Raw genomic sequence first — 24,158 nt, 5'->3', positions numbered from 1 at the left:
GATTTTATGTCAGATAACCTGAGTTACACCCGGTACCGCAATGGTATAAAAACCATTTTTGTCAGGCATTGACTTAGGGTTAGCATCCCATGCAAGCCTGTCGGGGAATAAGTTCACTTCAGAATTGATTGCTTCTTCCCAGGTAAGTTCTCTTCCAGAATAGGTGGCCATACGCCCCATGATGGCAGTCATGGTTGCCTTGGCTCCATTTTCAAGGTCGTTGATGACTCCACCTTTTCGGATGGAGGCAAATAGCTCGACGTGCTCCTGCTCGTATGGGTTCGGATCGTCTTTGCCCCTGTGCTTGTAAATAATATTTCCTTTGAGGTCAACAATGTTGCCACTGCCGTCGGCACGACCCTTGGTGCCTACAATTTCTTCGGTTACTTTGTCCATGCAGCCTTTGATGTGCCGACACTGGCTGTTCATGATAGCGCCATCTTCATAGGTGTATTCCACATAGTGGTGATCGAAAATTTCACCGAACTCCTTGCCGGTTCTCACCTGACGTCCACCCATGCCCTGCGCCTTCACCGGGTAGCCTTGCTTGGCCCAGTTCATCACGTCTATGTTGTGGATGTGCTGCTCCACGATGTGGTCACCGCACAGCCAGTTGAAATAATACCAGTTTCTCATTTGGTACTGCATCTCCGTCATGTCAGGTTGTCTTTCTCTCACCCATACACCAGCGCTGTTCCAGTAAACCTGGCCTGACGTAACGTCGCCTATTTCGCCACCATGAACCCTCTTCATGATCTCACGATAAGAAGACTCGTAATGACGCTGAAGACCAACGACTATATTGAGGTTCTTTTGCTTCGATTCTTCCAGAAGGCCTAAAACTTTACGGATACCTACCGCATCTGTAGCCAGAGGTTTCTCGCAGAAGATGTGCTTACTCTGCTTGATGGCATACTCCAGGTGGTAGGGGCGGAATCCCGGAGGCGTAGCCAGAATGACAACGTCAGCCAGATCAATAGCGCTCTTATAGCCTTCAAATCCAACAAATTTATTCTTTTCCGGCACGTCGATTTTTGCTTTCAAACTGCCTTTGCCGTCTACATCGTCTTTGGTGATGTTGCTGTAGCAAGCGTCCAGCCTGTCTCTGAAAGCGTCGGCCATAGCCACCAGCTTCACATTGGGGTCGGCAATAAGTGCTTGCACTACGGCACCGGAACCACGGCCGCCACAGCCTACGAGGGCAAGCTTAAGCTCCTTTGGTTTTTGCAGGGTCATGGCATTGGCATCCCATGCCAGTCCGCTGAGCATAATGCCACCGGCGGCCATGGCAGAACCCTTTACGAAATCTCTGCGATTGAGCCCGGAGGTATTTTTTGAATCAATATGAGTCATAACGGTATGTGTTAAGTATGTATTGGTAGTTTCAGAAAATCAATATAGTTAACCTTCGTCAAGAACGGAAGCCCAGAAGGCCGCTTGCTCTGCTTTTGTTGGTTGCTTGGCTGGCTTTACCAGTCTGATGCCCACAAACGGCGCATCCGATGCCCACCAGAAGCTTTTTGGAATCTGGGGGTCTCTCTTTTGCCAGTTGGGGGTAGAGCTGGTTCTGTTGGCCGACCTTAGGTCTTCGGGGTCGTCGTCCCATGAGCCTCCACGGGCCGATCTCGGATGAAGGTTAGTAGGCTTTCTCCACGGATTTGTCTGACCATCGGCAACAGTTGCATAGTAGTCTGCCTGGTATTGGTCGAGCGTCCATTCCATCACGTTGCCATGCATGTCGTAAAGCCCCCAGGCATTCGGCTTCTTACCTTTTACCTCGTGGTATTTGTCGTTGCTGTTGTCGTAAAACCAGGCATAACTTTTCAGTGAGTCCGCATTGTCGCCAAATGAATAAGCTGTGGTTGAACCAGCACGGCATGCATATTCCCATTCGGCTTCCGTTGGCAGACGGTAGAACTCACCAGTGGTCTCGCTCAGCCATTTACAAAAAGTAACGGCTGCATACTGTGTCATGCTGGTAGCCGGAAATCCATACTTGCCCATGCCGTAGCTGGGGTCCAGATAAGGAGTGCTGGGCTTTACCATGGCATCGGCCTTCTTCTGGCTTGCCTCATCCACATACACAAGGGTAGCTCTTTTGTCTTTGTCAGTGAATAGTTCGTACAGTTCCCATGTCACTTCGGTTTCAGACATATAGAATGCCTCAAGGGCCACCTGATGAACAGGGCCTTCGTCTTCCTCTCTGTTTTTTGCGCCTTCGGGGCTACCCACTGTAAAAGTACCAGCAGGAATGGGAACCATTTTAAACGATACTTCACTTCCTTCTATCGTCTTGGTAATGGGCTCCAAGCCCTCCTGAGCGTAAGTGAAACCCGCCACCGAAACGCAACCAATAGTTAGCAATCTTTTCAACAACATAATCTTATCAGTTCTCTACAATTAGTTTAAATGATATTTCCACTTCTTCTCCGGTTACTATCTGTCCAAACATGGCAGTTGGGGGCTCCATGTCGTAGTCTTTCATATTTAGTTTGTAAGAACCTTCGAACGAATACTTTCCACTGGCATCACGCTTTCCTGCTACAGGGAGAGTGATCGCATTTGTTTTGCCAGCGATGGTAAGGTTGCCTTTTGCTTCTACAGCAAAGGTTTCTTTACCCGGCGAGGTGATCCGATTGTCGGTCAGTGAAAAAGTAATGTTCGGATTTTCTTCATACTTGAGCGCATTGTACATTTTCTGCTCCATGGTTTCACCACGTTCGCTTTTGATACTAAGCACGGGCACAGTAATAGACACCGCCGCTATTTTATCGCCTTTCTTGAATTCGCCTTTTTTGAGAATTTTCTCATCTACCTTAACAGTACCGCTTACGTCAGTGACATTGCAGGTCCAGCTATGAAGCGTGGAGGTGCCAGAAATTGACATTTCGGAAGATTTGCTGACTTTCAAATCTGAGTTTTGACCATAGCTCTGGTTGAAAATTGCCAAAAAGGCAACCGCCAGTAGAATCGGGTGTGTTCTTTTCATTTCGTTTAAGTAATTCCTTTCGAATAATAAATTAAATGTAAAATGACGAGAACCAGAAGAATCATTTGACGAATCAGTGTAAAGGCCTGATTAATTGTTTAAATTCATGCAATAAAAAAGAAACGGATGACGATGAAAGGTGTGTGGAGGCAATGGGCCTTACTATTTGTGGCAGTGGCCATGCTCGGATGCAGCAAAGATGAAGACCCCAAGCCGGTGGCTATCACAGCGGCAGACTTTGAAGGAGAATGGTCGATTACAACTTATAAGCTGGCTGGAACTGACGAAACAGCAACACTCTCGGAATTCACATTTGAAATATTTTCGAATGGTGATTTTCTTGTCAATAAGAATGGGCAGAACGATTCCTATGGCTCTTATGAGGTAGATGAGGCCACAAAGGTTTTGACCGTCGATCTTACCAATCCAAAGGAACCATCCAAAGTAATCAATGGTACCTGGCAGGTATATGAAAAAACCGATGACAGCATGACACTAAAAAGCTTCGAGCAGGGTGAAAAGAAAGACTTTGTGCTCACGAAGATTTAGCCCTTTGAGGCAAAGAATATCCCCCTTATTGTTCATTTGTTTGATTCAAGTCATAAATTTGAATTCTTCTTTGTGACTTATGCAAAACACCTTAAAATCCTTCGGCTCAACCCTGGAAGGAGAGTTCTTTATTGACGATGTGCTGCGGAGGTTGTATGCTACAGATGCCTCCGCCTACAAGGAAATGCCGCTCGCTGTGGCTATGCCAAAGAGCATTTCCGACATCAAGAAACTTATTGAATTTGCTCGTCAGCAGAAAACCTCACTGATTCCACGCACTGCGGGGACCTCACTGGCAGGTCAGGTAGTAGGCAGTGGTATCGTGGTAGACGTGTCCAAATATTTTACCCGGATTCTTGAGGTAAACAAGGAAGAAAAGTGGGTGCGGCTGCATCCGGGCGTTGTGCGTGATGATTTGAACAAACACCTGGCACCATTTGGTCTGATGTTCGCCCCTGAGACGTCCACAGCCAACAGGGCCATGGTGGGCGGCATGGTGGGCAACAACTCCTGTGGCTCAAATTCTGTGGTGTATGGCAGCACTCGTGAGCACCTGCTCGAAGCAAAAGTAATTCTAAGCGACGGCTCCGATGCAATTTTTCATTCACTGGACCAGGATGAGTTCATGAAGAAGGTGGAGAGCAACTCTACCCTTGAAAATAAAATCTACGGAGAGTTATTCGGCATTTTAAATAACCCGGAAAATCAGGCAGAAATTGAAAAAGAATTTCCGAAAGTAAGCATCCCCAGGCGCAACACCGGGTATGCCATGGACATGCTCCTGAGGGAAAAACCTTTCAGCGAAAAGGGCCCCGATTTCAACCTTTGCTCTTTGCTAGCCGGCTCCGAAGGCACGCTTGCTTTTATTACCGAATTGAAGCTTAATCTTGTACCACTTCCTCCAAAGGATAGGGCACTGGTGTGCATTCACTATAATACCATCGAAGAAAGCTTGCGGGGTAACCTCGTTGCTCTGAAATACAGCCCAAGTGCCTGCGAGCTGATCGACAAAATCATCCTCGATTGCACCAAGAGCAATATTGAACAAAACAAAAACAGGTTTTTCATCCAGGGTGACCCGGGAGCCATTTTGGTGGTTGAAATCGGAAGAGAGACAGCCGAAGAGAGAGATAAAGATGTTGCGGCAATGATTGCTGAAATGGAGTCGATTGGGCTGGGTTACCATTTCCCGATCCTTTTTGGTGACGACATGGGCAAGATTTGGACTTTGAGAAAGGCTGGACTTGGATTGCTGGCCAACATGCCCGGAGATGCCAAAGCCGTTCCGGTGATTGAGGACACCGCTGTGGATGTGAACGAGCTGCCGGAATATATTAGGGAGTTCAATGAAATTCTGCATAAATATGGGCTGAGCAGTGTGCATTATGCACATGCCAGCACTGGCGAACTGCATCTGCGCCCTATTCTGGACTTGAAGACAGCCGAGGGCCAGCAAATGTTCCGCACCATTGCCGAGGAAATAGCGACCCTGGTAAAAAAATACAAAGGTAGCTTAAGCGGAGAGCATGGCGACGGCAGGTTGCGAGGGGAGTTCATCCCTCAGATGGTCGGGCAAAAAAACTATGAGTTGATGGAGAGGATCAAAGATGTCTTTGATCCGGAAAATATCCTGAACCCCGGCAAGATCGTCCGCACACCGCCGATGGATACATCTCTTCGGTATACAATCGGGCAGGGGACCAAAGAAATTGACACGCTCTTTGATTTTTCCGATACCCTTGGCATCGTTCGGGCAGCTGAGCAATGCAACGGCTCAGGCGACTGTAGAAAAACCCATTTGAGCGGAGGCACCATGTGCCCGAGCTTTATGGCTACCCGTAACGAGAAAGAAACCACCAGAGCAAGGGCGAACATGCTCAGGGAAATGCTGACCAGCAGCACAAAGAAAAACCCATTCGATCACAAAGAGATCAAAGAAGTGATGGATTTGTGCCTGTCGTGCAAAGGCTGCAAATCAGAGTGCCCCAGCAATGTGGACATGGGTAAACTGAAAGCAGAGTTCACACAGCATTATCACGAAGCGAACGGTATCCCTTTCCGTAGCAGGATGGTGGCTGGCTTTGCCAAAGCCAGTAAGCTGGCATCAATTGCCCCTGGCTTGTACAATTTCAGCATCAGCAATCCGGTAACTGCACCTATTATTAAAGCATTCCTGGGTTTTGCTCAGGATCGGCCCATTCCGAGATTAAGCACAACCACTTTCCGTGCCTGGTTTGAGAAGGAGTTCAAACCGACTGTAAACCCATCCGAAGCCAAGGGGAGCGTGCTTATGTTTTGCGACGAGTTCACCGACTACAACGACGCCGAGATTGGAGCAACGGCAGTAAGGCTACTGGACAAGCTGGGCTATGTTGTCGAAATGCCTACCCACGAAGAATCAGGTCGGGCTCACTTGTCGAAAGGGTTGATCAAGGAAGCCAAAGAGTTGGCAGAAAAAAACATCGAGTTGCTGGCGGGTAAAGTTTCAAACGAAAAACCACTACTTGGGATTGAACCGAGTACGATTTTCTCTTTCAGAGACGAATATATTGACCTGACAAGGGGGGAAGTAAAGGAGCAGGCCAGGGAAATTGCGAAAAACACTTTCCTGATTGACGAATTTTTGGCTGCCGAAATGGAAAAGGGCAATATCAAGGCAGAGCAGTTTACGGAAGAGAAGAAAAGAATCAGGCTACATGGTCACTGCCATCAGAAAGCATTGAGTTCAGTAGTTCCTTCGAAGAAAATGCTGAGTCTTCCTAAGAATTATGAAGTTTTGCTCATTCCAAGTGGTTGCTGCGGCATGGCAGGCTCTTTTGGCTATGAGAAAGAACACTATGAGGTTTCGATGCAAATTGGCGAGTTGGTGCTCTTCCCAACAGTAAGGAAAGAAGCTGACGAAACCATCATAGTAGCGCCAGGCACAAGCTGCCGTCACCAGATCAAAGATGGAACTGACAGAGTGGCGAAGCATCCGGTGGAGGTGCTTTGGGAGGCTTTGGTGTAAATTACAATATTTGGCTCAATTTGATTAAATTTGAAGTATGAGTTTGCTTATCACAGACGAAATACTCAACCAGGCGAATATGTCTGAAGAGCAGTTCAAGCTTGAACTGGCGATATTCTTGTTTCAAAGAGAGGTCTTCACTTTGGGCAAAGCATCAGCCTTTGCTGGGATTCATTCTTTTCAACTCCAGAAGATTCTTTCTGAAAGGAAAATATCTATTCACTACGGTGAAGATGACTTGGAGAAAGATATTCAAACAATAAAGAGGCTTTGAGGTGGTAGTAGTTGCAGACACATCCCCTGTGTCCAACTTGATAGTGATACAAAAATTAGATTTGCTCCGTTCTCTGTTTGGGGATGTTTTTATACCCGAAAGAGTGTTTGTTGAAATCGAACAGTTGGCAAATTTCGGAATCGATATGAGTGCTTTTGTCAATGCCGATTGGATAAAGACAAAGAGCCTTGAAGATCTTTCCGTTTATGACCGACTTACGGAAACGCTCGACAGAGGCGAGTCCGAAGCAATTGCCTTGTCTTTGACATATACTAATAGCCTCCTGTTGATTGACGAAAGAAAAGGAAGGGCTATCGCTGAGTCGTATAATATTCGGTGCATTGGCCTTGTTGGCATTTTGATTTTAGCAAAGGAGAAAGGCTTTATCGGTGCTGTCAAACCTCTTTTGGATCAACTGATTGAAGAGGCAAATTTCTTTATTTCAGCAAAAGTTTATCAATCTGCTTTATCGGCTGCCAACGAAGTAATTAAATAGGCGGGATTTAAATTGTCTGTTCCAAAAATCCCCTATCTTTTCTCAATTTAACCACACACCCTTATGTGCCGACTCCTCGCCTACCTGGGAAGACCTATCCTGATGGATAAATTCCTGTATGAGCCTAAAAACTCGATGATCAAACAGAGCTTTAGCGCCAAAGAAATTGAGGAGCCGCTCAATGGAGACGGTTTCGGCGTGGGCTGGTACCACAAAGAAATTTCGCCCGACCCCGCCACGTTTGTGTCGATTTATCCGGCGTGGAACAACCGCAACCTGCGCTACCTGGCTCCAAAAGTAAAGTCGGAGTGCCTGGTGGCTCATGTTCGTGCTGCCAGCGAAGGAGACGTATCGGAGGCTAATTGCCATCCTTTTCATTACCAAAACTACCTGATGCTGCACAATGGTGGCGTCGACGATTTCATCAAAATAAAACGCCGGCTAACCACTTCTCTACATGAAGATCGCTACCGCTGGATTAAAGGCCAGACGGACTCTGAGCACCTATTCGCCGTTTTTCTTGATAAGCTGGCGACAAGAGGCACCAACTTCGACGCCGAGGATGTGGCCGATTCCTTCGAGGAAATGATTGTCGACATGAAGGCTGCCATGCACGAAGCTGAGATTACCGACCCTGCCTACCTAAACATGGTATTTGTGGACGGTGAGCGCATGGTGGGCCTGCGGTACATATCCAACCCGAGCGACAAGCCATTGACTTTATACTACTCAGAGGGAAGCCGCTATGTGTGCGAAGACGGCATGTGCCACATGTTGCCTGCCACGCCAGAAGAAAAGTCGGTGATGATTGTGTCTGAAAAATTGACGGAGTTTGCTGAAGACTGGAAGCCTATCCCCGACAACCACATGATTTTAGTGAAAAAGGATTTGAGTGTGAGCTTGAGAAAGGTGACAGCATAACCTAACTTTTCACAGCCCTTACCATTTCCTTTTTGCCTGGCGGGCCGGGGAGCTCCTCCACTCTGAAGCCTGCTTGCTTCAGGTTTCGTTTAAACTGCCCCTGTGCGCAATAAGTTACCAGAAAACCCCCGGGAGCAAGTGAGTCATACATCTTTTGTATCACTTCCACGGCCCACATCTCGGGCTGCTTGTTGGGAGCAAATGCGTCGAAATAGATGATATTGAAAGGAGTGGTTGGAGAATAATGGTGCACCGGAGTTTCTACTTTTTTAAGTGAAAAATGGGCGGTCAGCTCAGCTTTTTCACCCCACTGAGACGTGTGAAGCTGGCCGAAAAGGTAACCAAACTCGGCTTTTCCGACAGCCTTAGCATAATTAAGTGCTTCATAGATTTCAGCTGGCAAAGGAAAGGTCTCTAATGATTCGAAGTAAACCTCCTTTTGGTGCTCTTCTGCGAAAATCAAACTTAAAAATGCATTGAGCCCCGTGCCAAAGCCAATCTCCAAAATTCTCGGTGAACTGTCGTGATGATCACACCAATGCCCGAGCCCCATTGCAATAAAAACGTGAGCTGATTCCTGAACAGCACCATGGAACGAGTGGTAGGTCTCATTGAGGGCTTCATTCTTCAAGGAATGTGAGCCGTCTTCTGTCAGGATCAGGTGAACATTTGAGTCCATCAACCTCCGCCCTTTGTTTTTTCTACTCTATAAATAAGCGCCACAGCATGGGCGGCAATACCTTGTTCGGTTCCAACGAAGCCCAGCTTTTCGGTGGTAGTGGCTTTTATGGAAATATCTTCCTCAGCTACATCCATTACCTCGGAAAGAACGGCCACCATTTTAGGAATGAACGGATTCACTTTTGGCCTTTGAGCGCAGAGAGTCACGTCAATGTTTCCCACTTCATAGTGTTTATTTCTAATGAGGGTCATCACCTCGTCGAGCAGTTTTTTGCTATCAATTCCCTTGTATTTTGGATCTGTGTCAGGGAAGTGATAACCAATATCCCGCATGTTGGCAGCACCCAAAATGGCATCGCAAATTACGTGAATGATCACGTCGGCGTCTGAGTGCCCAACGGCACCTTTTTCATGGTCGATTTTTATGCCCCCAAGCCATAGGTCGTAGCCTTCCTTTAGCTGGTGCACATCGTATCCGTAACCGATCCTGATAGTTGGCTTTTTCATTTTATTGCCTCGTAGTAGAGCGTGGAGCTATTGGCTTTGGTGAGAATGTTGTTGGCTTCGTCAAGAATATTGTCGGTGGTCACTGAATCGATTTTATCAGTTTCCTTGTTCACCCAGTTTGGGTCTCCCAGAAACGACATGAAAGCCACATTCATTGCCTGGTTCAGCAATTCCACTTCAGAGAAAACAAGAGATGAAAGTGCTTTGTTTTTCACTTTGACTAACTCATCGTCGTTAATCTTTTTCGATTTTATTTCGCTCAACACCTCATCAATTGCCTTTTCAGCTTCGTCAAAGGTATGTCCTTCATTCAGCTTGCCATCAATCATCAGAAGACCGGGGTCAATGGAGCCCAGCACATACGACTGTATGCTGTTGAATATTTTTTTCTCTTTCACGAGCACATTGTATAACCTGCTCGATTTACCTCTGCCCAAAATGTCACCGAGAAAATCGATCGTTTGGTAGTTGCCGGCTGCCCTTCCACTCATGTGAAAGGTTTTGTAAAGAGCGCTCAAAGGCACTTTTGATTGCACATTCAGTATTCGGGCTTCATTTTGTGTCGGCTCTGCTCGTAAGTGTCGTGCCGGGACATCGCCTGCCGGAATTGGGCCAAACCATTTCTCTGCCAGCTTTCGAACTTGTTCGGTGGTTACCTTGCCCGCCACTACCAGGATAGCATTATTGGGACGATAATATTTGAAGAAAAAATCTTGCACATCGCTCATGGTCGCATTCTCTATGTGAGAAATTTCTTTGCCGATTGTCGCCCATTTATAGGAGTGCTCTTTATATGCCAGGGGTCTCAGCTTAAGCCAAATATCGCCGTAGGGCTGGTTCAGATAGCGCTGTTTGAATTCCTCAATGACGACCTTCTGTTGCACTTCCAGCACTCTTGGGTCAAATGACAAACTCAACATACGATCCGACTCCAGCCAAAAGGCGGTTTCGATGTTGGCGGCCGGCAACGTGATATAGTAGTTGGTGATGTCTGGGCTAGTAAAGGCGTTGTTTTCTCCGCCGACCAACTGAAGTGGCTCGTCGTAGCTGGGAATATGCTTTGAGCCGCCAAACATCAGGTGTTCAAAAAGATGTGCAAAGCCGGTCTTGTGCTCTTCCTCATCTCTTGACCCTACCTTGTATAAGATATTGACCACCGCCAGTTCGGTGCTGGGGTCGGGTATAACGTGCACCTCCAGCCCATTGGCCAGTTTAAAACTTTCGAATTGAATCATTTGCTACAAAATTGTCGCTAAAATAAGCATTCACTGATACTATTGTCCGAAACTACATCGAATAAGTAAAAGGTTCGGTTTTGCGAAGAATTTTCCATCTCCGCTTTCCTCCGCAAAGCTCAAACATTTACATTTGGCTAACAATTAAACAACAGATTATGGCAATTGCGGCCGGAACCCACACCCAAATGAAATTTGACAGGAAGTCGCTTACTGACAAGCAGCTTCTTTCCATATACGAAAAGCTGTTGGAGCCCAGGCTGATCGAAGAGAAAATGCTCATCCTTCTTCGTCAGAACAAAATCAGCAAATGGTTTTCAGGCATTGGCCAGGAAGCGATATCCGTTGGGGCTACACTCGCTCTAAAGGAAAGCGAATACATCCTGCCAATGCACCGCAATCTTGGCGTGTTTACCTCCCGTGGCATCCCTTACGAAAGACTTTTTTCGCAGTTTCAGGGTACGGCCAATGGGTTTACCAAAGGCCGGGACAGGTCGTTTCACTTTGGTACACAAGAATATAAGATTGTGGGAATGATCAGCCATTTGGGGCCGCAGTTGGCCCTGGCAGATGGTATTGCCCTGGCAGGTAAGCTGAAAAAGGAGAATGCCGCAACCGCTGTTTTTACAGGCGATGGTGGCAGCAGCGAGGGCGACTTTCACGAGGCCCTCAATGTGGCAGCTGTCTGGGATTTGCCGGTGCTTTTTATTGTAGAGAACAACGGGTATGGTCTGAGCACACCCAGCAACGAACAATTCAAGTTCAAATCCTTTGTTGATAAGGGGCCAGGCTATGGCATCGAAACCATCAGTATCGATGGAAATAATATTCTGGAAGTTTATCTCAACATATCCAGATTGGCTGAGGATATAAGAAAAAATCCACGCCCAATTCTGATTGAAGCCAACACATTCCGGATGCGTGGGCACGAGGAAGCGTCCGGTACCAAGTACGTACCCAAGGAGCTAATGGACTACTGGGCAACCAAAGATCCCATCAATAATTTTGAGCAATACCTGCTAGAAACTGGCGTGTTGACCGGTGAGACCGCAGAAAAGACCAGGAAGAAAATAAAAGGCCAGGTAGACAAGGCAGTCAAGACAGCTTTCAGCGAGCCGGAGGTGATTCCGTCGACGGAGCAGGAGCTGGCCGACCTTTACAGCCCTTTCGAGCAACAAGTAAATGCGCCAAAAACTAAGAGTACTTCCCCGAAGCGCTTTCTCGATGCTATTACCGACGGTCTTCGTCAAAGCATGGAGCGATACCCCGAGCTTGTGCTCATGGGTCAGGACATTGCAGAGTACGGTGGGGTTTTCAAAGCGACGGATGGCTTTGTTGAGAAATTTGGAAAAGACAGGGTGCGCAACACGCCATTGTGTGAGTCGGCCATTATAGGCACCGGCCTTGGGCTTTCCATCAAAGGCATGAAGTCGATGGTGGAAATGCAGTTTGCCGATTTCGTAACTGAGGGCTTTAATCAAATCGTGAACAACCTGGCCAAAAGCCACTGGCGGTGGGGCCAGAAGGCAGATGTGGTAGTGAGGATGCCAACAGGGGCTGGTGTCGCAGCAGGGCCATTCCACAGTCAATCCAACGAAGCCTGGTTTTTTCACACACCAGGGTTGAAAATCGTCTATCCGTCCACCGTGTATGACGCCAAGGGTCTGCTGAATGCGGCTTTGGAAGACCCCAACCCCTACATGTACTTTGAGCACAAAGTGCTCTACCGCTCCCTTACAGAAGAGATTCCTGATGATTACTACACTGTCGAAATAGGCAAAGCCCGACTAGCGGCCGAAGGCGCCGATATTTCCATTATTACTTACGGCATGGGGGTACACTGGGCTCAGCATGTTTGTAAAGAACTGGGCGTGTCGGCCGACATTGTCGATCTGAGGACATTATTACCCTGGGACAAGGAAGCGGTAAGGGAGACAGTGAAGAAAACAGGCAAAGTGTTGGTGCTGCACGAGGATTGCCTCACGGGTGGCATCGGTGCCGAAATCGCTGCCTGGATAAGTGAGCATTGCTTCACCAGTCTTGATGCGCCAGTTATGCGTGAAGCAAGTCTTGACACGCCAGTGCCTTTTGCACCGGCATTGGAGCAAAATTTTTTACCAAAAGGCCGCCTGAAGGAAAGAATCGAAGAACTTTTGCGTTTTTAGTAAAGGCTGTCAATTCTTCATTTGGGCATTAATTTTATATATTGCCGCTTTAGGTTTACTTAATTGAGTTTAACGGGTGTTTATTTCTTCTTCTTTTAAATCTTTCACCTCATCAGCCTTGAGGCTTACCTGGATTAGCTTGTTGGCCGTTCTGTTATGGATGGCTTCTGCTGATGCGGCAAGGGGTCAGTTGCTGGAGGGGAGGAATAAACTAAAGACCGTTGACGAAAAGCCTGAAAACCCCGGTTTTTTCCTCAATAGAAAAAAGGGGCGATCCGAAAAAAACAATGCGGGACGTGTTTCAAGGAAAGACAGGAAAGTAGACACAAGAACCGTTAAGCGGCCAAAAAAGAATATCAGGCAGGGAGCCAACTATCAGTCAACTGGCGGCGGTGTTTCTATCGATAATTCGCCCCGATCCTCCGCCCGTTTTTCAGAGCCTGAAAAGGTCTCCCGAAGAAAATCAAAAGTTAAGTACAGGTCCAATAGCGAAAAGGCAAGCAAGCAACGCAGACGTGTGCCCATGATCAGGCTCTCGCCAAGAATTGGCATCTACAATCCTAATTCACCAAATCCCAGGTACTCAAAGAACCCCGGGTTTGATCGAACCAAACGATACGCCGCCTCACCCAGGTATTCTGTGCCGCAACCAAGAGTAAGCCCTCAGTCAGTTAACCCCCGGTACAGTCAAAGCCAGGGGTTTGTCGTTAAAAAGGGGGGCTATGTCATTGGCTTTAAGAATACCCCCGGAATACTTCCAATTGCCAAAGCGGGCCCCCGCTATAGCAAGCCTCAAAAGAGGGTGTCGCCCGGAAGTGTATCTCCAAGGTATAGCAAAGCACCTAAGCAGGTTTCTCCCGGAAGTGTTTCGCCACGGTACAGCGAAAGCCAGGGTTTTGTGACCAACAAGAGTAAGTGGATTTTTGGTTTTAGAAAGACCCCCGGAATATTGCCAATAGCCAAAGCTGGCCCGAGGTATAGCAAACCTCAGAAGCGAGTGTCACCCGAGAGTGTTTCACCTCGCTACAGTGTGGCACCCAAGCAGGTATCTCCCAAAAGTGTATCACCAAGATACAGTGTACCTCCCAAGCTGGTTTCTCCTGGAAGTGTGTCCCCCAGGTATAGCAAGGCTCCCAAACAGGTTTCGCCGGAAAGCGTTTCTCCGAGGTATAGCAAAGACCCCGGCTTTGTTGTAAAAAAGGGAGGTTGGGCAATTGGGTTCAATAATACATCAGGGTTTCTCCCAATAGGAAAGGCTACGCCGAGGTACAGCAAGGAAGCCGGGTTCTATCGGCCAGGGAACGGAGTTAACAGGTCAATCTCCGAGGAAGCAAGACAGTTTTCCCTGCCTGATAAAGAAAAGAGAAGAGACAATAATTATAATCCACTGGTGTCTACCCATATTCCCACCATCGTAACCACGCCAAGAGACAGGAGCTTCAGGAAAAGATATAATGAGATGATCACCGACTGGCAGGGTGACGAAAAAAGGGTGTCTAAGTTTGCTGAAAAGCTACAAGACAAAGGATACGCCTTGATGTACAATGAATACAGCGGCTTCTTGAAGGTGAGAACTGAGGGAAGAGAAAAGCATCACTCCGAGAAAGAGGCCGGACGCCTCGCTGAATATACCGGTGGTTTTAAAATAAAACGAGGAGCGGGTGATAACCACCCCAGTATTGCCTATGTCACAGGCAAGAAGATTAACTCCAGAAAGCTCAGAAAGGAGTGGCGGGAGCTTAATATCATATTGGTGAGAGTGAGCGGGAACAAAGAGGTAGCAAAGGGTGTTAAAAATGGGCCTGATAAGCCTAAGTACGACAAAAAAGAAAGAGACATCTGGAATTATTAGTATGATCAAATGGAATAAGCTCACCTCGCCTGAGCAAATTGAAAGCGTTATCGAAGAATCAAACTCCCATCCAGTGCTCATTTTTAAGCACAGCACCAGCTGTTCTATAAGTGCAGCGTCACTGGACAGGATCGAACGCAAATGGGACGAAAGTGAGATGAAGGACTGGAAACCCTACTACCTGGACCTGCTAGCCAATAGACCAACTTCGCACGCTGTGGCAAATGAGTTGGGTATTGAGCACCAGTCTCCACAAGCTATAGTGCTCTTTCAGGGCAAGCCAGTTTACGACGCCTCGCATTTCAGTATTTCGTATGATGCGATCAAGTCGGCGACCAAAGATGTTGTGCTTTAAAGGCGTCAGAGGAATTTTGTTTTCCTTGTCGACAGCCTGGCAGTCGCTGCTTAGAGTATTTGCCTACTAAGCGATAGGGGTAACAGGTGTTGATTTGTTATTGAAGTCCGAATCAATTTGTTGTCATGCCTTTGCCCCGAGGCAGTCAACCATTTTGATTCAAACTTAGTCTTGCTGATTAACGATTAAGCTAAAAATAGCTAATTTGGTGTAAAATATCTGGTTCCCTTATGAAACGTCTAAATACAGGACTTTCTATCTTTTGTTTGATTCTCCTGGCATCGTCAGTGGCCAAGTCACAGGACAACGGGAACTATGAATATTCAAGAGAATATATCTGGGGTATCAATAAAAACACCAACAGCGGACTCATCGGTGGCATCGTTCTGAAGTACTCTCAGGCTATGGATGAAAAGACCTTCCGAACTTTTGGAATGGAGCTGATCAATGTGAAGCACCCAAAAGAGTATAGGTATATTTCCCAATACGGCAATCCATTTGTCTGGGCTAAGAAAAACTACCTTTATGCTGTTCGCTTGCAGTATGGTAAGGACTATTTGATGTTCCGAAAAGCGCCACAACAGGGTGTTCAGATCAATGCCAGCTGGGCGGCTGGCCCCACTTTGGGAATAGTTGCTCCTTATTATGTGAAATACGCCACCGGGCCCAGTACTTTTACAGTAGAGCAGTTTGACCCGGCAAGACATAGTTTTGGAGGTATTTTGGGAACTGGGAGGCTTTTTCAGGGCCTTGGTCAGTCGAAAATACAGCCAGGTTTAAATGCCAAAGCAGCTATCAACTTCGAATTTGGCACGTTCAAGAGTAATGTCACTGGTTTTGAAATAGGTGTGCTGGCAGAAGCTTTCACAAAAGAGATTATTATCATACCGGCTGCCACAAACACGGCATTTTTCACATCGGCCTTTTTCACACTCTATTACGGCGCCCGCCGGTAACCTTTCCATTTTCCATTTGTTTGTGAACCATGGAGGGTATTATTTTGTAATAATTCAATTGGAAGAAGAAAGCTAACAATGATAGAGTTACCAGTAATTTCTCAGGATGCCACACAGCGGGTGAAAAAGCCCAACTGGCTAAGAGTAAAGCTGCCAGTGGGAAAGGAGTACGCCAAGGTTCGCCAACTTGTCGACACCCACAAACTGCATACGATTTGTGAGAGTGGCAACTGCCCAAATATGGGGGAATGCTGGGGAGCAGGCACCGCCACTTTCATGATCCTCGGTAATGTTTGTACACGCAGTTGCACTTTTTGCGCCGTGGCAACCGGCCGGCCACCCGAATATGATGAAGACGAGCCCAGAAGAGTGGCCGAAGCCATCAAATTGATGGGAGTGAAGCACGCCGTGATTACTTCAGTTAACCGTGACGAACTTAAAGATAAAGGCGCTGAGGTGTGGTACCAAACTGTGGTGCAAACAAAGCTTGCCAGCCCCGAAACAACCATAGAAACGCTTATTCCAGACGTAAAGGCTAATTGGGATGCTCTTTATAGAATGGTAGAAGGCGGACAAGAAGTAGTTTCTCACAACATGGAAACTGTGGAGAGCCTTTACCGCAGGGTGCGCCCGCAAGCCAAGTACGAGAGAAGCCTCGAACAGACCAGAAGAACCAAAGAGCTTGGAAAACGCACAAAGTCGGGTATTATGCTTGGCCTGGGCGAAACACAGGATCAGGTGTTCAAAGCCATCGACGACCTGGTAGCCAACGGGCTCGATATTCTGACGCTGGGTCAGTACCTCCAGCCGACCAAAATGCATATTGAGGTGGCTGAGTTTATCCACCCGGAAACCTTTGACATGTACAGAGAAGAGGGTTTGAAGAGGGGCTTGAAGTATGTGGAATCCGGCCCACTGGTTAGGTCAAGCTACCATGCTGAAAGGCATGTGAACGTGCCTATTTGACAAGAAGAAACTTTAGAAAAAATGAAGGCATGGATTCTACAATCCATGCCTTCATTTTTTTAACTGATCCGTGAACTTATACAACAGATACAGATAGAGAAGCGTAGGTATTGGTAGCACAAGCGCCAGCACATAGATAATTGCCTTCTTCCCCTCGTATTTTCTCTTGTTGACCCAAATGACAATTCCAGCACCGGCTATCAGGTTAACGATGAGCAGTAGCTGGTACTCATTCATTTTTTCGGGAAATCCACCTGAATGATCTCTTTTACATTCCTCTTGATATTCATTGAGATACGTTCCACGGGTAGGTCATTAATATCCTTTCCAAACGGATCTTCAATTTCCTCAGCGATGAGCTCAATACTCACTAAAATGTAGAAGATTAACCCAACGAGTACCACTGTCCAATAACCAAATTCAACAACGAAAGCCAATGGGAGGGTCATTGTGTAGATAAAGAGAAACTTCTTGATATACATGCTGTAGGAGTAGGGAATAGGGGTCGTTTTGATCCTTTCGCAGGCCCCCATGATGTCAGCAAAATTTTTAATTTCTTTGTCAAAAATAATGAGCTGTTCACCAGTGATTTCGCCCTTTTTAAAGATGGCGTTTATCCTTTGGAAAAGCATGGCGTTGATTTTGTTCGGTTTGTGGTCGCACGCCTTTACTTTCTGTTCATCATATTCGTTTTCAAACTCCAACTCTTCCATTTTCGTGCCGTGCCTGAGGTGCTCTTTCATGGCATATACAAAATTTGGAATCATGTGCTCAAAGTAAGAGCGGTCATCTCTGGATTTCTCAGGCAGATAGGCGTTGACCTTCATGGAAAGGCTCCGGGTATCATTCACGAGCTGTCCCCACAATTTTCGGCCTTCCCACCAGCGGTCGTAGGCTGTGTTGGTTCTCAGTACCAGGAAAAGACCGAGCACTACTCCTAATAGTGAGTGAAATACAATAGCTCCCTCGAAAAAAGTATGAATTTCAAATATATCAACGAGTACATAAGTCAAGAATGTGGAATACACCATCATAAATGCCAGCAGCGGGAAAAGCGATTTGATAACATATCGGCTGTAGACATCAAAAATTAGGGAAACCCAGGATTTGGGGTTGTACTCAATCATAGGATCAGAATTTAGGGTAGGTTTTGCTAAAAACAGCTCAAAAGATAGGTAACGAATAATAAACTCCCTAGCTCAAATGGCATCATTTTAAAGCCCTTGTGAAAAAAGCTTTCTAACTTACTGAGAATTCAGTCGCTATGAAAATTCTTTCTCCTCAACAAATCCGTGAAGCTGACGCCTATACTATAGAAAATGAGCCTATAACCTCTATTGACCTGATGGAAAGGGCCAGTAATGCCTTTGTTGCAGAATTTAAAAAGCACTTTTTTAGTGACCACGTCTTATGGGTTTTTTGCGGAACAGGTAACAACGGAGGAGATGGTCTTGCCGTAGCTCGCCTGCTGAAAGATCTAAAATATGAGGTAAAGGTGTGGCTGGCGGGATCGGCAGAAAAAGGAACTGAAGACTTCATGGTCAACCTTAACCGCCTTACAGGCGCTGTCAGCGTGGCCAAAGCGTCGGAGATATACGCTGCGGATATCCCAGACAAGCTGGTTATAGTTGATGCCTTGTTTGGCTCAGGTCTGAACAGGCCGGTTGATGGGGACTATGCGAAACTAATAGACTTTTTGAATGGCATTGAAGCCAGAAAAGTGGCCATTGACATCCCCTCGGGACTTTTTTGCGATCAACCCCAGAATGGCGCAATAGCGTTCCGTTCCGATATTACAATTACATTTCAGGCACCCAAACTAGCCTTTCTTTTGCCTGAAAACTACCCGTATGTGGGTGAATGGAAGTCGGTTGACATTGGTCTGTCGGCGCAGTTTGTGAAGGAAGTGGAATGTTCCTACTACTATCAGCAGGCGGGGGATGAGGATCTGAAGCTTCCCGACCGATCCACGTTTGCTCACAAAGGCGATGCAGGACGTACGCTGCTGATTGCTGGGAGCAAGGGTAAGGTCGGTGCTGCTATTCTTTCTTCGAAAGCCTGCATGCGGGCTGGTGCAGGCCTGCTAACGGTGCATACGTCAGGCTGTGCCGTAACGCCCATTCACGCCGCTGTGCCAGAGGCCATGGTCAGCGAGGATGCCAATAATGACCATATTACCCGAATGCCGAACGATTTGTCAAACTTTGATTGTGTCGCTATAGGGCCAGGTCTTGGCACGCATAATGTGACCGTTAAGGCCTTTGAAAGCGCTCTGAAGATTGTTTCAAAACCTATGGTCATTGACGCCGACGGACTCAATATTTTGAGCCAAAATCCACAGCTTTTCAAGCAAGTTCCAGCCAATAGCATATTAACACCCCACCCCGGGGAGTTCAGGCGACTGGTAGGCGACTGGAGCAACGACTACGAAAGGTTGAACAAACAAATTGAGTTTTCAAAAAAACACCAGTTGATTGTGGTTCTAAAAGGAGCGTACAGCAGCATTTGCACGCCATCAGGAGAGGTCTATTTTAACAGCACAGGAAACCCTGGCATGGCCACCGCAGGGAGCGGCGATGTACTTACAGGCATTGTAGCTGGACTGCTGTCCCAGGCATTTTCCCCAACAAAAAGCGCTCGTTTAGCAGTCTTACTCCATGGAATTTCAGGCGACTTGGGCGCTCAATCCAGGGGAGAATATGGTTTAATCGCCTCTGACATTATTGATTTTCTTCCAGCGGCGTTTACAAAATTGTAATATTCGAGCCGAATTTTGAGTCTGGTCTAATTTCACCGTTCATTTCACCTCCATTTTTGAGGAAACCGCAGATAACGAAAAAGACATTCAAAAATTTCAATTAGGCATTAGAACATTACTATTTTTTTTTCGTACTTTGTTACATAGCCTTATTGGCTCCAGATATGTAGATTATGCGCTTCATTAAATTTGTCATCGGATTGTTACTTGTCGCCCTTCTCGGGGTGAATGGGTATGCGCAATCTACCGAAGACAAGGAGCAAGTGACTACTGAAAGTGCTTTCAGACAGACTCCCACACTGGAGTTGAAGAATCAAATCGAAGTTTATCCTAACCCCGCCGTTGAGTTTATTGTGGTGGAGATAAAAGATTCGAACTTGAAGAAAGTGGAATTTGAGATGCACAGCATCATTGGGAACACTATTAGGATAGAACCTGAAGAAGTGGCGAAGGACACCTACAAGATTCCTGTGAAAACTTTCAATTCCGGGTATTACTTCCTGATCATCAAGGATGACTATACCAGGTACAAAAAGGCAATCAAGTTTCTTAAGAACTAACTATACAACCTTACTGTGAAATAAAAGAGGCAGCTCCAACTCGTTGGGGCTGCCTCTTTTGTGTGTACGGGATTAAAACTCTGCGTTCCCTGGCGTTCTTGGGAAGGGTATCACATCTCTGATGTTGCTCATGCCTGTAACAAACAGCATCAGCCTTTCGAACCCAAGGCCAAAGCCACTATGGGGTACAGTTCCAAACCTTCTGGTGTCCAGAAACCACCACATGCTTTCTGCATCCATATCAAGCTCCTTCATTCTGTTTGTGAGCTTGTCGTAATTCTCCTCTCTTTGTGAGCCCCCTACAATTTCGCCAATGCCTGGAAACAGGATGTCCATGGCTGCGACAGTTTTTCCATCGTCGTTTTGCTTCATATAGAATGACTTGATCTCTTTTGGGTAGTTGATCAAAATCACTGGCTTTTTGAAGTGCTTTTCAACCAGGTAGCGTTCATGCTCCGACTGTAAATCAGCGCCCCAGGCGTCAATCAGGTATTGGAACTTCTTTTTCTTGTTGTAGTTGCTATTTCTAAGGATATCGATGGCTTCCGTATAAGTGAGGCGCACAAACTCATTGTCAGCCACAAAGCGCAACCTTTCTAAAAGGCTGAGTTCGCTTCTTTCTTCCTGCTTTTTAGTGCTCTCTTCATCTTTGGCTCGCTGCTCAAGAAAGGCAAGGTCTTCCTGGCAGTTTTCCAGCGCATAAGTAACGAGATATTTGAGCATCTCCTCGGCCAGATCCATGTTGTCTTCCAGGTCATAAAATGCCATTTCAGGCTCAATCATCCAAAATTCAGCCAGGTGACGGGTGGTGTTGGAGTTTTCAGCCCTGAAGGTGGGGCCAAAAGTATAAATCTCCGAAAGAGCCAATGCGGTCAGCTCACCTTCCAGCTGCCCCGATACGGTGAGGTTTGCCTCTCTTTCAAAAAAGTCTTCCTTAAAGTCTACTTTTCCGTCTTCCGTCTTTGGCAGCTTGTCGAGGTCAAGCGTGGTCACCCGAAACATTTCCCCTGCCCCTTCGGCATCTGAAGCGGTGATAATGGGTGTGTGGATATTGAAAAAGCCCTTTTCGTGAAAGAACTTATGCACAGCAAAAATCATGGAGTGTCGTACTCTCAGTATAGCACTGAAAGTATTCGTGCGGGGTCTTAAGTGGGCAATTTCACGAAGGAATTCCAAAGAGTGCTTTTTCGGTTGCAATGGAAACTTCTCAGGATCAGCTACACCAAGCACATCAATTGTATCTGCTTGCAATTCAAACTTCTGCCCGGATCCCTGCGAGGCAACCAGTAAGCCCACAACAGACAATGAAGCCCCGGTAGTGATTTTTTTCAGCGTTGCCTCGTCAAATTTAGTTGGGTCGCCAACAATTTGAAGGTTATTGATAGTTGAGCCGTCGTTAAGGTTGATAAAGACAACATTCTTGTTTTCACGCTTTGTCCTTACCCAGCCCTTCACAGTCACTGTAACATTCGCTTCAGCTAGCTGAAGAATGTCTTTGATTTTAGTCCTTTTTTTCTGGCTCACCTTATTTATCGTTAATTAAAAAAGTACTCGGTTCTCTTTTTTCGCAAGGTAGCAGTATTTTTACCAAACCTATTTGTTCATCTCAGCTGAGAACTCTAAAATTGCCGCAAAAAAACTATATTGAGTACTTTTATCAAAGGTGAAAGGCATTAAAAATCAACCGGATGCGGCCTTTCTACTATTTCGACATTGCCGACTCAACCTATGGATTCGAATTGCGTAATGAAGTTGGCGGGAAGAATGGCCAAATACCTTATATTTCTTATTTTACAGCACTAATAGGCTAAACTAATCGAAGTATGCAAAAGCTGGGCTTAACCCAATCTCTGAGTCAGAAGCTGTCGCCGCAGCAGATTCAGTTCATTAAGCTCCTGCAAGTACCGACGGCGGAACTGGAGACCAGGATCGAAGAGGAATTGGAGATCAATCCTGCGTTGGAGGAAGGTAAGGAGGAGGAGCCTAAAGAGGCAGATGATTTTGATGATATAGACAATTCGGCAAGCGACGAACTGAACATTGATGAATACCTGCCAGACGACGACTACGCTGGGTATAAAATGCAGGGTGACGGCCCCGGTGGCGATGAAGAGGAGCGTGAGGTGCCATTTAGTGAGAGCTCCACGCTGTCAGAGCAACTGATCTCTCAACTCGGATTTCTCAAGCTGGACGAGCGTCAGTATGCCATTGGCAGGCAGCTGATAGGCAGTATTGAGGCCGACGGATACATCAGGCGAGACCTGGATGCCATAGTGAACGATATGGCCTTCTCTCAAAACATTGAATGTGAAGCCGACGAAGTGGAAGAAATTCTTCACCTTATCCAGGAATTTGATCCTGCTGGCATAGGAGCCCGCTCTTTGCAGGAGTGTCTGCAGTTGCAAATCGACCGGAAAATAGAAACTGGCGGCGAAGTAGCGCAGCTGGCACATCATGTAGTCACCGACTGTTTTGATGAGTTTACTAAAAAGCACTACGACAAAATTTCAAAGAAACTTGAACTTGAAGATGATGAACTGCTGAAGGAGGCGATCAAGCTCATTACCCACCTCAATCCAAAGCCCGGTGGCGTAGGGTCTGGCCTTGTTAAAACGCAGTACCTCATTCCAGACTTTATGCTCTTTAACAATCATGGAAACCTGGAACTCTCTTTGAATTCCAGAAATGCTCCTGAGTTGAAGGTAAGCCGGGACTATTCGGAAATGCTTCAGGCCTACGATAAGAGCAACAAGAAGGACAAGAAACTCAAGGAGACCGTCACTTTTGTGAAGCAAAAGCTTGATTCGGCGAAGTGGTTCATCGACGCCATCAAGCAACGCCAGCAAACGTTGCTCAATACAATGAACTCAATCATTAAGTATCAGTACGACTTTTTCCTTGAGGGAGACGAGAGCAAGCTGAGGCCAATGATTTTGAAAGATATAGCGGAAGAGATAGGAATGGATATTTCCACGGTGTCGAGAGTGGCCAACTCCAAAACTATTCAAACGGAATTTGGCATATATCCATTGAAGTATTTCTTTTCGGAGGGGATTTCTACCGACTCCGGCGACGATGTAAGTAGCAGAGAGGTGAAGCATTTCCTGAAAGAAATGATTGACGCCGAAGAAAAGCGCAAGCCGCTTTCGGACGATAAACTTGAAAAATTGCTTAAAAAGAAGGGGTATCAAATCGCCAGGCGAACTGTAGCCAAATACCGGGAACAACTAAATATTCCTGTGGCCAGATTAAGGAAGGAGCTCTAGTGCTAAGGTTTTTTATGCAGGCATTATCGGTGGTCTTTCACCCGCTTCTTCTGCCGACGATCATGTTTTTTGTTATTTTTCGGTACGTGCCTCAGGCGTTCAGGCCGCTGGCCGACGAAAATGTGCCGTACATTCTGCTGGCGCTGTCCACCACCACTCTGATTATACCTGTGCTGAGTCTTTTGGCGCTTAGGCTCACTTCAACTATCAAAAGCCTTCAAATGCACGATAAAAATGACAGGCTGGTTCCTTTTGTTTTTATTACTAGTTTTTATGGGGTAACTACCTATATGTTTTATAGTAAGCTTACTCTAAATCCTGTGTTGGTGCTACTGATGCTCACCACCACTTTGCTGATTGTGTTGCTTACGGGAATCACTTTCTTCTGGAAAATAAGTATTCACAGTGCCGGCATCGGAGGCGTGGTGGGCTTTATTTTGGCCCTGGTCCATATTTTTCCGGGAAGCGAGTTACTTATCCCTTTTGTGGCGGCAATTGTTGTGCTGGGATGGGTAATGACAGCCCGGTTGGTGCTGCAAGCCCATAGTTTTTCTCAAGTGGCAGCTGGCGCTGCTCTCGGAGGAGGATTTTGTTACCTGATGATGATGGTATTTTCCTAGC

Annotated in this window: 23 protein-coding genes; 14 read left to right on the top strand and 9 right to left on the bottom strand. The window is 46.6% G+C overall.

The window, feature by feature from the left end; all coding sequences use genetic code 11:
- Positions 1-9 precede the first annotated feature (9 nt).
- From GC130_RS07300 to GC130_RS07290, 3 genes are read right to left on the bottom strand one after another with little or no spacing between them, the layout of a single operon-like run.
- Positions 10-1,353 carry a Gfo/Idh/MocA family oxidoreductase gene (locus GC130_RS07300; RefSeq protein ID WP_151997625.1) on the bottom strand — a complete coding sequence of 448 codons (1,344 nt, stop codon included), beginning with the start codon at positions 1,351-1,353 and terminating at the stop codon, positions 10-12.
- 48 nt (positions 1,354-1,401) lie between these two features.
- On the bottom strand, positions 1,402-2,379 hold the full coding sequence (locus GC130_RS07295) for an SUMF1/EgtB/PvdO family nonheme iron enzyme (protein WP_151997624.1): 978 nt from the start codon (positions 2,377-2,379) through the stop codon (positions 1,402-1,404).
- Between the two features lie 7 nt (positions 2,380-2,386).
- Positions 2,387-2,989, bottom strand: coding sequence for a YceI family protein (locus GC130_RS07290; RefSeq protein ID WP_151997623.1), 603 nt, complete (start codon positions 2,987-2,989; stop codon positions 2,387-2,389).
- A gap of 126 nt (positions 2,990-3,115) precedes the next feature.
- Between GC130_RS07290 and GC130_RS07285 the strand changes: the two genes are divergently transcribed.
- The 5 genes from GC130_RS07285 (at position 3,116) to GC130_RS07265 (ending at position 8,236) form a co-directional block, all read left to right on the top strand.
- A complete protein-coding gene (locus tag GC130_RS07285; RefSeq protein WP_151997622.1) occupies positions 3,116-3,538 on the top strand; it encodes a hypothetical protein in 423 nt (140 codons plus the stop codon).
- 79 nt (positions 3,539-3,617) lie between these two features.
- Positions 3,618-6,545, top strand: a complete 2,928-nt coding sequence (locus GC130_RS07280) for an FAD-binding and (Fe-S)-binding domain-containing protein (protein ID WP_151997621.1) — start codon at positions 3,618-3,620, stop codon at positions 6,543-6,545.
- Positions 6,546-6,582: 37 nt separating this feature from the next.
- Entirely contained in the window at positions 6,583-6,819 is a 237-nt protein-coding gene (locus GC130_RS07275) for a UPF0175 family protein (protein ID WP_151997620.1), read from the top strand.
- Positions 6,820-6,964: 145 nt separating this feature from the next.
- Positions 6,965-7,315, top strand: a complete 351-nt coding sequence (locus GC130_RS07270; protein ID WP_151997619.1) for a DUF3368 domain-containing protein — start codon at positions 6,965-6,967, stop codon at positions 7,313-7,315.
- Between the two features lie 63 nt (positions 7,316-7,378).
- A complete protein-coding gene (locus GC130_RS07265) occupies positions 7,379-8,236 on the top strand; it encodes a class II glutamine amidotransferase (RefSeq protein ID WP_151997618.1) in 858 nt (285 codons plus the stop codon).
- Between the two features lies 1 nt (position 8,237).
- On the opposite strand, the gene mnmD is transcribed toward GC130_RS07265, so the two are convergent.
- Genes mnmD through GC130_RS07250 form a run of 3 tightly spaced genes read right to left on the bottom strand, consistent with a single transcriptional unit; the run spans position 8,238 to position 10,659 of the window.
- Positions 8,238-8,915, bottom strand: coding sequence for a tRNA (5-methylaminomethyl-2-thiouridine)(34)-methyltransferase MnmD (mnmD, locus tag GC130_RS07260; protein WP_151997617.1), 678 nt, complete (start codon positions 8,913-8,915; stop codon positions 8,238-8,240).
- Positions 8,915-9,424 carry a 2-C-methyl-D-erythritol 2,4-cyclodiphosphate synthase gene (gene ispF / locus GC130_RS07255; protein ID WP_151997616.1) on the bottom strand — a complete coding sequence of 170 codons (510 nt, stop codon included), beginning with the start codon at positions 9,422-9,424 and terminating at the stop codon, positions 8,915-8,917. The genes mnmD and ispF overlap by 1 nt, the downstream gene beginning before the upstream one ends.
- Entirely contained in the window at positions 9,421-10,659 is a 1,239-nt protein-coding gene (locus tag GC130_RS07250; protein WP_151997615.1) for a pitrilysin family protein, read from the bottom strand. Before GC130_RS07250 ends, ispF begins: the two co-directional genes overlap by 4 nt.
- A 158-nt stretch (positions 10,660-10,817) precedes the next feature.
- Between GC130_RS07250 and GC130_RS07245 the strand changes: the two genes are divergently transcribed.
- The 5 genes from GC130_RS07245 to lipA all read left to right on the top strand — a co-directional run bounded on the left by GC130_RS07245 (position 10,818) and on the right by lipA (position 16,953).
- The gene (locus GC130_RS07245; protein ID WP_370455760.1) at positions 10,818-12,824 is read left to right on the top strand and encodes a thiamine pyrophosphate-dependent enzyme; all 2,007 of its coding nucleotides are present in this window, start codon (positions 10,818-10,820) and stop codon (positions 12,822-12,824) included.
- Positions 12,825-12,942: 118 nt separating this feature from the next.
- Entirely contained in the window at positions 12,943-14,676 is a 1,734-nt protein-coding gene (locus GC130_RS07240) for a hypothetical protein (RefSeq protein WP_226940397.1), read from the top strand.
- 1 nt (position 14,677) lies between these two features.
- Positions 14,678-15,031: a bacillithiol system redox-active protein YtxJ gene (ytxJ, locus tag GC130_RS07235; RefSeq protein ID WP_339788592.1), complete on the top strand. Its 354-nt coding sequence runs from the start codon at positions 14,678-14,680 to the stop codon at positions 15,029-15,031.
- 230 nt (positions 15,032-15,261) lie between these two features.
- Positions 15,262-15,987, top strand: a complete 726-nt coding sequence (locus tag GC130_RS07230; protein ID WP_151997613.1) for a hypothetical protein — start codon at positions 15,262-15,264, stop codon at positions 15,985-15,987.
- A 78-nt stretch (positions 15,988-16,065) separates the two neighbouring features.
- Positions 16,066-16,953 carry a lipoyl synthase gene (lipA, locus tag GC130_RS07225; RefSeq protein WP_151997612.1) on the top strand — a complete coding sequence of 296 codons (888 nt, stop codon included), beginning with the start codon at positions 16,066-16,068 and terminating at the stop codon, positions 16,951-16,953.
- A gap of 51 nt (positions 16,954-17,004) precedes the next feature.
- Here the strand turns inward: lipA and GC130_RS07220 are convergent, their stop codons facing one another.
- Positions 17,005-17,190, bottom strand: a complete 186-nt coding sequence (locus GC130_RS07220; RefSeq protein WP_151997611.1) for a hypothetical protein — start codon at positions 17,188-17,190, stop codon at positions 17,005-17,007.
- A complete protein-coding gene (locus GC130_RS07215; protein WP_151997610.1) occupies positions 17,187-18,080 on the bottom strand; it encodes a bestrophin family protein in 894 nt (297 codons plus the stop codon). The genes GC130_RS07220 and GC130_RS07215 overlap by 4 nt, the downstream gene beginning before the upstream one ends.
- A 137-nt stretch (positions 18,081-18,217) precedes the next feature.
- On the opposite strand from GC130_RS07215, the gene GC130_RS07210 reads away from it, so the two are divergent.
- Both GC130_RS07210 and GC130_RS07205 read left to right on the top strand, forming a co-directional pair.
- Positions 18,218-19,711 carry an NAD(P)H-hydrate dehydratase gene (locus GC130_RS07210; protein WP_151997609.1) on the top strand — a complete coding sequence of 498 codons (1,494 nt, stop codon included), beginning with the start codon at positions 18,218-18,220 and terminating at the stop codon, positions 19,709-19,711.
- Positions 19,712-19,884: 173 nt separating this feature from the next.
- Positions 19,885-20,271, top strand: a complete 387-nt coding sequence (locus tag GC130_RS07205; protein ID WP_151997608.1) for a T9SS type A sorting domain-containing protein — start codon at positions 19,885-19,887, stop codon at positions 20,269-20,271.
- Positions 20,272-20,343: 72 nt separating this feature from the next.
- On the opposite strand, the gene asnS is transcribed toward GC130_RS07205, so the two are convergent.
- Positions 20,344-21,795: an asparagine--tRNA ligase gene (gene asnS / locus GC130_RS07200; protein ID WP_151997607.1), complete on the bottom strand. Its 1,452-nt coding sequence runs from the start codon at positions 21,793-21,795 to the stop codon at positions 20,344-20,346.
- Positions 21,796-22,094: 299 nt separating this feature from the next.
- Here asnS and rpoN point away from each other — a divergent pair, with 299 nt between their 5' ends.
- Together rpoN and GC130_RS07190 are read left to right on the top strand one after the other, a co-directional pair.
- On the top strand, positions 22,095-23,537 hold the full coding sequence (rpoN, locus tag GC130_RS07195) for an RNA polymerase factor sigma-54 (RefSeq protein WP_151997606.1): 1,443 nt from the start codon (positions 22,095-22,097) through the stop codon (positions 23,535-23,537).
- Positions 23,538-23,551: 14 nt separating this feature from the next.
- Complete coding sequence (locus tag GC130_RS07190; RefSeq protein WP_151997605.1) at positions 23,552-24,157, top strand: PA-phosphatase; 606 nt, start codon at positions 23,552-23,554, stop codon at positions 24,155-24,157.
- Position 24,158 lies beyond the last annotated feature (1 nt).

The sequence above is a fragment of the Imperialibacter sp. EC-SDR9 genome, assembly GCF_902498805.1.
Classification (GTDB): Bacteria; Bacteroidota; Bacteroidia; order Cytophagales; family Cyclobacteriaceae; genus Imperialibacter.
The sequence above is the reverse complement of the archived record's forward strand: the minus strand, read 5'-3'. Positions and strand labels throughout refer to the sequence as shown.